This is a genomic window from Klebsiella sp. A-Nf5 (assembly GCF_002810545.1).
Taxonomy (GTDB): domain Bacteria; phylum Pseudomonadota; class Gammaproteobacteria; order Enterobacterales; family Enterobacteriaceae; genus Klebsiella; species Klebsiella variicola.
In genome coordinates this window covers 1-629 of sequence record NZ_PIOG01000065.1, presented here as the reverse complement: position 1 = coordinate 629, position 629 = coordinate 1, and the positions used below count along the sequence as shown (strand labels likewise).

The following is a 629-nucleotide window of genomic DNA, read 5'->3' as shown; positions in this document are numbered from 1 at the left end:
CTGGCGAAAACGCTGGGGGCGGATGCGAACATGTTTGCATTGTCATCGAATAGCGACACGTTCGATGCCACGCTGGCCTCGGCGGTCCGACACTGGCAGTCGCATATCGGCATCATCGCCGATGGCGTCGTCGGTCCCTATTGCCAGAGCCTGCTGGCGCTTATCACGCTGCCTGCGTTTACGCTGCGGGCAGATGAGGTGCAGCATTTATTCCCCGCCACCAAACCATCCAATGTGCTGCGCTATCTGCCGTACGTCGCGGCAGCGTTAACCAGCGAAGGACTCACGACGATCCCGTTGATCTTGGCCGCCCTGGGGACCATCCGCGCGGAGACCGAAGGCTTCGTGCCGATTTCCGAATATCCCTCGCAGTTCAACACGCTGCCAGGGCTGCCGGCGTTCAGCGCCTACGACGCAGGGACCGACAAAGGCAAGAATCTTGGTAACATGACCCTTGGGGATGGCGCCAGGTTTCGCGGACGTGGTTTCGTACAGCTTACGGGGCGTTCGAACTACCAGAAATATGCTTCCCGCATAGGTGTGGACATTATCGGCTCTCCCGATTTAGCTAATGCACCCGAGGTGGCGGCGGTATTGTTGGCGATGTTCCTCGGCGATCGTCGAGAGGC

Annotated in this window: 1 protein-coding gene; it reads left to right on the top strand. The window is 59.6% G+C overall.

The genetic code is table 11. From position 1 onward, the window contains the following. Nucleotides 1–629, top strand: a 629-nt coding sequence (locus CWM53_RS07055) for a glycoside hydrolase family 19 protein (RefSeq protein WP_319829939.1), incomplete at both ends; no start/stop codon positions are given.